Here is an 8,455-nt window from a genome sequence, read left to right as displayed (position 1 = left end):
GAGACATGCACCAAGGCGGGCAGCGGTACCCTCACAGGCATAATTGGCCCGAAACAAATGTGGGAGCTGGCTTGCCAGCGATGCGCCGCGCGGGCGGCGCTCGATCTTGAGGGCGCTGCAAAATCACCGGCGGACACCTGGTGGCCCTCACCCAATTCCCAGGCGAACACCTACCAACCCCCCCTCAAACCACCGGCACTTCCACCACCCCCCCCTGGCGCCGACGCTGCACCACGAAATACGCCGCATAACACAGCGCAATAAACCCAAAGCCCCAATACAACGAAGGCCGCTGGGTCTCATCCATCGCCAAAAACACAAACAGCGAACTGCACAGGGTGATGCACAGCAACGGCACCAGTGGGTACAGCGGCGCACGGTACTTGAGGTCGCTCACCTGCCCGCCCTCGCGCAGGAACTGCTGGCGGAAGCGGTACTGCGCCAGGGCAATCACGATCCAGGTCACCGTCCCCGACATGCCGCTCACCGCCATCAGCACCATGAACAAGGTGTCTGCCGCGACGAAGCTGGTCATCAGCGAGATCAGCGCGAAGCACAAGGTGATGAACAGCGCGCGCAGCGGTACGCCACGGCTGCTCAGCGGCGTCAGGCTCTTGGGCGCCATGCCGGTCTTGGACATCGCCCAGAGGATACGGGTGGAGGCATACAGCCCCGAGTTGCCCACCGACAGGATCGCGGTGAGGATCACGAAGTTCATCAGGTCCGCCGCATAGGGGATGCCGACCATGTCGAACACCTGCACGAACGGGCTTTCCATCAGCCCAGCCTGCTGCCAGGGCACGATCGCCGACAGCACCACGATGGCCAGCACATAGAAGATCAGCACGCGGAACACCACGTTGCGCACCGCCCGCGGAATGCTCTTTTCCGGCTGGTCGGTTTCACCCGCCGCCACGCCCATGATCTCGCAGCCCTGGAAGGCGTAGACCACGGTCATCATCACCGCGAACACCGCCGACAGGCCGTTGGGGAACAGCGATTCACCGATCAGGTTGCTCATCATTGGCGCCGGTGCCCCGCTGGTCAGCGGGATGGCGCCGAAGATCACCAGCACCCCGACGATGATGAAGCCGAGAATCGCCGCCACCTTGATGCCGGCAAACCAGTATTCCGCCTCGCCGAAGGCACGGGTCGCCAGCGCGTTGATGCCGAACAGCACCGCCACGAACAGCGCCGACCAGTACCAGATCGGCACGCCGGGGAACCAGCGTTCCATCAACATGCCGGCGGCGGTGAACTCCAGGCCCACGGTGGTGGCCCAGCTCATCCAGTACACCCAGCCGATCATGAAGCCGGTGGCGGGGCCGATGAATTTCGTCGCATGGGCCTGGAACGAGCCGGACACCGGCATCTGCACCGACAGCTCGCCCAGGCAGACCATCACCAGGTACATCAGCAAACCGGCCACCAGGTAAGCCAGGATCGCGCCCACCGGCCCGCCCTGGTTGATGGTCACGCCCGAGCCCATGAACAGCCCGGTGCCGATCACGCCACCGAGCGAGAGCATGAAGATGTGCCGGCTCTTCAATGCCCGTGTGAGTTGGATACCTTCAGCTTTACGGCCTTTCATTATTGTTATCTCCAATAAGCCTTGAGGGCCGCGTGTGCAGCGGCTGCCCCGATTATTGGAAAGCGATGTAAGGCCCGATTGACCGTAAAGATCGAAGATGTAAAAAGTCGTAAGTTTTTTGTCGCTCAGGCGACCAACAGTTCCGCCAGGCTGTGTTCGGCGCGCAGCAGTTGCTCAGTCAGCGACGCGGCCATGGCCTGCACCGCGGTTTTATCCCGCGCCAGGGCGTGCGTTTCGAGGCTGCGCAACGTGGCGGCCAGCCCGCAAAATCCCATGGAATCGCTGCTGCCAGCCAGTCGATGGGCCAGGTGAGTCACCTCGGTACAGTCACCCGCCGCGACCGCTTCAAGCAGTGCCTGGCGCTGCTGGTGCAGCGCGTCTCGCAGACCGGCCAGCAGGCCTTGCAGCTTCTGCGCGCCGAGCAGGGTGCGGTGGGTATCCAGCAAGTCGTGGTCCAGCCAGGTAGCCGGTGCCGGTTGCTGTTGCTGGTCCTGGCCTGCCAGCGCCTGGCGCAGGTTGGCAAGCTTGAGCGGCTTGCCCAGCACCCCCTGCATGCCGGCATCCAGGTAAGCGCGCACCAGCCCCGGTTGGACACTGGCGGTCAGTGCCAGAATGCGCGTGTCCCGATTGGCGGTATCGCCCGCACGCACCTGTCGGCACAGCGCCACGCCGCTGATGCCCGGCAGGTGCACATCCAGCAGCAGCAGGTCGAAGCGCCGCTGTGCGCACAGTTCAAGCCCCTGCTCGGCATCCTCGGCCAGCCACACCCGGTGGCCGTCACGCTCCAGCAACCCGCGCACCACCTCACGGTTAAGCGCCACGTCCTCCACCACCAGAATGTCCAGCGGCGCCGTGCTTGCAACGCCAGCCGGCAGCGCCTCGGCCTGCTGCACGGCCTCAAGGTCGAGCTCGAACCAGAAGCAACTGCCCTCCCCCTCGCGGCTACGCACGCCGATCTGCCCGCCCATCTGTTCGACCAGGTGCTTGCTGATCGCCAGCCCCAGGCCCGTGCCGCCATAACGCCGCGCCACCGCCTCGCTGGCCTGGACGAAGCGGTCGAAGATCTTCGGCTGCATCGCTTCGCAGATACCGATGCCATCGTCGCTGACACTCAACCGCAGGCGCTGGCGCCCGGCCTGCTCGTGCAGCACCTCTACCTCGACCAGGATCTCGCCGCCCTCGGTGAACTTGATCGCGTTGGCCAGCAGGTTGCTCAGCACCTGGCGCAGGTACTGCTCGGCACCGCGCTGGTGCGCGGCCAATCGTGGGTCGATACGGCACAGCACCAGGCTGTCGTTGGCCAGGGCCCGGGGTTCGAGCAGCGTCAGCACTTCTTCGCACAACTGGCGCAGGGAGAAGCCGACGGTTTCCGGGTGGCTTTCGCCTTCTTCGAGCCTGGCGAAATACAGCACTTCGTTGAGGATGCCCAGCAGCCCTTCGCCGGCCTTGTACAGCGCCTCCAGGCGCTTGCGATCCTGCGCCGCCAACCCGGCGTCGCGCAGCAGTTCGGCCATGCCGAGGATGCCGTTGAGCGGCGTGCGCAGTTCGTGGCTCATGGTGGCGAGGAAGCGCGACTTGGCCAGGTTGGCCGCTTCGGCGTCGTCCTTGGCGCGCAGCAGGCTGGCGGTGCGGCGCTCGACCTGCTTCTGCAGCTCGTCGCGGTTGTCCTGCAGGGCCAGGCGATCGGTCTCGCGGCGCTCGATATCGCTGAGGATCGCCCGGCGCATGTCGTCCAGCGCCAGTGCCACGCTGTCGATCTCGTCCGGGTACGCTGAGCGGCGCTTGTTCAGGCGCAGCGGTTCATGCCACTGCCCGGCACCGATGCGTCGGGCGAAGTCGGCCATCACCTGCAAGTGGCGGGTCACCAGCCGATAGAACAGCCCCGACAGCGCCAGCGCCAGCCCGCAGAGGAACACGCTCATCCACAGCAGGCTGGTCAGGCCGGTGGTGAACAAGCGTCGGTGCACCGCGCCAAGGTCGATGCTCACCTCAAGCTCGCCCAGATGGCGCACCGGCCCGGAAGGCGGCTGGAAATCCAGGGCAAAGCGCTCGACCCGCAGCGGCCCCGTTGGCGCCGGATCCCCTTGCTGCAAGGTGAAATCGTCGCTGTTCAGGCGTACCCGCGCCACATCGGAGAAGTCCACCAGCCCGCGCAACTGCACGTTCAGCTGCTCTTGGTTCAGGTCCCACAGGCTGCGCTCGAGGCTGGCCAGGTAACCGGCACGAATCAGCTCCATGCGCCCATCGATGTCGCGCATTTCGCGGCGGTACTCGAAGTACAGCTGCACACTGCTGGCCAGCACCGTGAAGCACAGGCTGAACAGCAGGATGAACAGCAGCAGCCGACGCAGCAGGCCACCCGGTTGCAGGCGGGTCATGGCTGCCTGACCATGTCGCGGTAGGTGACCTCGCTTTCATGCAGCCAGCGTTCCAGCTCGCCGGCATCGGTCATTTTCTGCAACTGCGCGTCGATCTCGTTCATGTGCTCACTCAAGGGCGAGTGGCGCGACACCGCCACGCGCAGGTAGTCGACACTCAGCGCAGGCCCCAGCGCGACGATGTCCCGGGCACCGGGCAGGTGCTCGACGAACAGCTGGCCGGTGCGCCGCTCCTGGATCACGAAATCGATGCGCCCGCGGATCAGCTTGCCGAAGTTCTGCCCGCTGTCCGAGACCCATTCGATGTTCTGGTGCCGCGCCACGAAACGGTCGAAGTCGGCGCCGTAGCTTTCGCCGAACAGCAGCCCGCCACGGTACCGGGCCAGGTCTTCGAGGGTTGCAAACTTCAGCGGCCGCTGGCGATTGGCAAACACCGCCACCTCTTCGCGCAGCACCGGCACCGTGGAAAAGCGCATGGCCTGGGCGCGCTGCTCCGAGGCGTAGGCCAGCACCACGTCCACCCGCCCTTCGGCGGCGTCCAGCAGGCACCGCTGCCAGTTGCCCAGCACCACCATCTCGACCCGGTAGCCCAGCCGCCCGAACAGCTCGCGCACCACCGTCGGCGCCAGGCCGCGCGGTTGCTTGCCATCGCTCCAGGACACCGGCGGGTAGACCGGATAATCGCAGTAACGGACGACCTCGGCAGCCTGCAATGCACCGCTCAGCAGCACCACCAGCAGGCCGAACAGGCGCCGGATCACGCGGCCACGCTAGCGGTGAACAGGTAGCCGGCGCCGTGGATGGTGATGATCAGCTCGGGTTCGGCGGGGTCGTCGTGCAGCTTGCGCCGCAGGCGCCCGACCAGCACGTCGATGGAGCGGTCGTTGGGCACCCACTCGCGGTTGCGGATCTGGTCCATCAACTGGTCGCGGCTCAGGGTATGGCCGCTGTTGCGCAGGAACACGCTGAGCAGCTGGAACTCACCGTGGGTCAGCAGGGTTTCGCCACCTTGCGCATCGATCAGGCGGCGGCGGTCGCAGTCCAGCGCCCATTCCCCGAACTGCTTGAGGGCGGCAGATGCCTGGGTGGCGGGCCGGGTGCCCTGGGCGTGGCGCACACGGCGGATCAGGTTCTTGGCCCGCGACACCAGCTCGCGGGGGTTGAGCGGCTTGCTCACGTAGTCGTCGGCGCCGCATTCCAGGCCGACGATGCGGTCGATGTCGTCGTTGCGGCCGGTGATCAGGATGATCCCCACTTCCGAACGCACCCGCAGTTCGCGGGTCAGGGTCAGGCCATCCTTGCCGGGCAGGCGGATATCCAGCATCACCAGCTCCACCGGCTGCTCGGCCAGCAGCGCCTCGGCCTGTTCCGCGGTGGCGGCGCAGTGGACGGTATAGCCTTCCTGGGACAGGTAGGCCTGGAGCAAATCACGAATCAGCGGATCGTCGTCGACGATCAGTACCCGAGAGGTCATTGCGTTTGGTCCTGAGTCGCCCGTGGGCGTGTTTCTTATTAGAGTGGGCCAAGACTAGCGATTGCTGAACGGTCGATCAACAGCCCTCGGCGGGCAGGGTGAAGCGTTGCCGACCGCCGGCTTGCAGGCCGTCGACCCAGGCTTCGCAGATCTGCACGCCCTGGGCCGGGGTGAAGGTGCCAGGGTTCAGGCCCGACTCCAGCCACAGGCCGTCCAGCAACGCACTCAGGCTGATGGCAGCCAGGTCGGCGTCGAAGCGCTGCCAACCCTCCTCCCGTGCCAGTTCGCTGAGCAGGCTGCGCAGTTCGCGGCGGTATTCGCCGTAGGAGTGGTCGTGCACCTGGTTGATCGCCTCGGCGGTTTTCACCGCGCCCCAGAAGGCCAGCCAGGCGTCGAGCAGTTGCGGGTCGAGCAGTTCGGCGCTGAACGAGCCACGAAAGAACGCCGACAGGCGCTCGCGGGCGTTGGGCGCGACCTGGTCCATGGCCTCGCGCAGCAGCTGCATCACCCGGCCGGTGACGGCCATGTAGGCTTCGGCGACCAGTTCGTCCTTGCCGGAATAGTGATGGCTGATCAGGCCGACCGACACGCCGGCCTCGGCGGAGATCTTGCGGATCGAGGCGCCCTGGAAGCCATGGCGTTTCAGGCAGGCCAGGGTGGCCTCGACCAGATTGGCCTTGCGCAGTTCGGGCAGCATGCGGCTGAAGCGGGCTTCCTGGGACATGGGTGGGTCTCGTGGCGGAATATGCAGTTGAACGACTGTATAGCAAGTCCGACAACTGGCGATACCCCGTGTACAAAAGCCTTTGGGGGCCAATGTTTTGTGCTGCCTATCCTGGCTTCATCGCTGGCAAGCCAGCTCCCACCTCGACCGCGATCACTTCAAGTCATACGCATCCCTTGTGGGAGCTGGCTTGCCAGCGATGAGGCCAGTACAAGCACTGCAAGACAGTTGTTCAATCGCGATAGCCCGGCGCCACCTTGTCCAGCAAGCGTAACAACATTGTTTAGGCCCAGTTCTGATGATGCCACCATCTTTTGCACCAACTAACCACAATAGGAAGAAACTAGAGCTTTTGCAATTGCACCCTCCGCGGAGGGTCCGGATGCCAGCCCCACCAACTCATCCATCGAGATAAAGTTTGAGTTCAAATACTCACAAAACCCCTTTTGAAGCTCTGACTTCTTCACAGCTATAACACCAAATTCCTCATGCGCGCTCTCAAATGCAACCCAATTGCATACGCTATCGCATATAGCAATTGGGTAACCAACCGCCCCTTCAAAAAAACTTTCAAACCTTTTATTCAACCAAGAAACATCTCTCTCCAAATCAGCCCCATCAATGGAAAAACAAGAGCTTTCCAACAATTCACCTCCTGAAAATTTTACAAATACGCTCGACTTAAAACTGGAGACACTCTGCAATATCAACCCCTCAAAAACCTCAAAAGAACACAGCAAGGGCCTCTCAAAAAACCAAAACAAAAATCCACCACCAACAAATACATTCATCGGCAAGTCTTTATTAAAACCAATGACACCTGACAGCCTATCAAGCAAAAGAACCATTTCTTCATTTTCAATTTTTGAAATAGTCATCATTACCCCCCTATAAACCTAATTTTCGCAGCCGGCTTTTTCATCCCGTCTATAATCAACGACGCGAAGGGTTGCCCAGTAGACGTCGAGGACGGATAAAATCGGTATATCTTCTCACCATTAGTCAATACAACAACCGCGCCATCCTTAGAAATTGTTTTCTTATAACAATTAGACTCAAGGGTTTTTATGGCAATGCCCTGAGTAACATTAGCCTCAATTTGTCCTGAACTATTCCGGGTAGCCTTCGGTAAAGATGCTCGACGCTCTGATTGCTCAGGCCACGACTAAGGCGAGTAGCGAAGGAAGGGAAATTTTGCAGTAAGCAGGGAATAAAACACCGGCGCATGACCGGTGTTAAATAAACACTCTTATAGACTAGGCCTGGTAATCATCAAACTCCCAACAAAATACCTTTCTTAACTGTATCACGATAGCTTCCCAGCTATCTCCCTCGCAGCGACTCACATAGTCATGAATCAACCCATTAATAGTCGAAAAGTTATATTCTCGAACAATCAATAGACCTCTCCCCCAACGAGGCTCCCATACTGTCTCTTCTAGCCACTTTGGAGTGCAGATGAAAAGCTCAAAATCATCTGCCCCTTGCGTGTAGTCAAGCCCAATTCGAACACGAAGACTCAAAGAGAAATTATCTACGCATTCAGGGTGGTAAGCTTCAATGTCAAAAACATCATTAGATATACCTTTTATAACGGCAAGCATCGCTCCTCCTAATCAGCCACATCGAGATGGCCATTACTCACTTTTGCGCGCTGACCTGTTACAGGGTTGATTTTGTACACTTCAAAGTTGGCCTGCACGCCCGTCGTTGCAAAGGATGAATCTTTAGGTGTTGGCGGCCTATATACGCGAGTACCGTCCGCGCTAATCAGACCAAGCCCATCACTTTTTTTCGCCCCATCTCCAACCCAGGCTTTACCCAACTTATTAGCTTCGGAAGATGTACCTTGACCTATAGAGAAATTCGGATTTTTCGTTCCACTGCCGTTCGCAGCTGCAGCTAACCTTGAGTTCTGGGCCGCAATATTGCTCAGGTTTTCTTGTATCAGTTGATCCTTCAGCTTTGGATACAAGAACGCATTTTCAGCGCCGGAACTAACAGCTCCACCTTTTGCACCAACAGCCATCCCGCCGTCAACTGTTCCCCCCGCAGGCCCTGTCTTTCCACCACCCTGGCTGACTGAATGCTTCGGCGTTCGCCCACCACCACCCGTCGCCACACCCAGCAACACCTGCCGAGCCCTTGCTTAAACTGGGACTTTTGACTCAATGCAAACGCAATCTCCTGCATCGCAGTTTCATTGCTCTGTCCAACGACAAAACCAATGACAACGGCGATCTCGACCTTGCCCTCCTTCTTTAATGCTTTGACTTTTTCCTGCAACA

General features: G+C 60.7%; 9 protein-coding genes. All 9 read right to left on the bottom strand.

The window, feature by feature from the left end:
* Positions 1-184: 184 nt before the first annotated feature.
* The gene (locus tag ABE459_RS24845) at positions 185-1,591 is read right to left on the bottom strand and encodes an amino acid permease (RefSeq protein ID WP_323833982.1); all 1,407 of its coding nucleotides are present in this window, start codon (positions 1,589-1,591) and stop codon (positions 185-187) included.
* 125 nt (positions 1,592-1,716) lie between these two features.
* Entirely contained in the window at positions 1,717-3,969 is a 2,253-nt protein-coding gene (locus ABE459_RS24840; protein WP_323833980.1) for an ATP-binding protein, read from the bottom strand.
* On the bottom strand, positions 3,966-4,730 hold the full coding sequence (locus ABE459_RS24835; RefSeq protein ID WP_323833978.1) for a transporter substrate-binding domain-containing protein: 765 nt from the start codon (positions 4,728-4,730) through the stop codon (positions 3,966-3,968). The genes ABE459_RS24840 and ABE459_RS24835 overlap by 4 nt, the downstream gene beginning before the upstream one ends.
* Entirely contained in the window at positions 4,727-5,443 is a 717-nt protein-coding gene (locus tag ABE459_RS24830) for a response regulator (protein ID WP_232884501.1), read from the bottom strand. Before ABE459_RS24830 ends, ABE459_RS24835 begins: the two co-directional genes overlap by 4 nt.
* Before the next feature lie 76 nt (positions 5,444-5,519).
* Positions 5,520-6,167: a TetR family transcriptional regulator C-terminal domain-containing protein gene (locus ABE459_RS24825; protein ID WP_110992864.1), complete on the bottom strand. Its 648-nt coding sequence runs from the start codon at positions 6,165-6,167 to the stop codon at positions 5,520-5,522.
* A 323-nt stretch (positions 6,168-6,490) separates the two neighbouring features.
* Positions 6,491-7,045 carry a hypothetical protein gene (locus ABE459_RS24820; RefSeq protein ID WP_323833975.1) on the bottom strand — a complete coding sequence of 185 codons (555 nt, stop codon included), beginning with the start codon at positions 7,043-7,045 and terminating at the stop codon, positions 6,491-6,493.
* A 378-nt stretch (positions 7,046-7,423) separates the two neighbouring features.
* Positions 7,424-7,771: an immunity 8 family protein gene (locus ABE459_RS24815; RefSeq protein ID WP_323833973.1), complete on the bottom strand. Its 348-nt coding sequence runs from the start codon at positions 7,769-7,771 to the stop codon at positions 7,424-7,426.
* A gap of 8 nt (positions 7,772-7,779) precedes the next feature.
* A complete protein-coding gene (locus ABE459_RS24810) occupies positions 7,780-8,196 on the bottom strand; it encodes a hypothetical protein (RefSeq protein ID WP_323833972.1) in 417 nt (138 codons plus the stop codon).
* On the bottom strand, positions 8,127-8,455 hold a 329-nt coding region (locus ABE459_RS24805; RefSeq protein ID WP_323833970.1), incomplete at its 5' end, for a hypothetical protein. The genes ABE459_RS24810 and ABE459_RS24805, both read right to left, overlap by 70 nt.

It is taken from the genome of Pseudomonas sp. TWI923 (assembly GCF_039673365.1).
Lineage (GTDB): Bacteria > Pseudomonadota > Gammaproteobacteria > Pseudomonadales > Pseudomonadaceae > Aquipseudomonas > Aquipseudomonas sichuanensis.
Note: the sequence above shows the minus strand (reverse complement) of the source record. Positions and strands in the feature narration are given on the sequence as shown.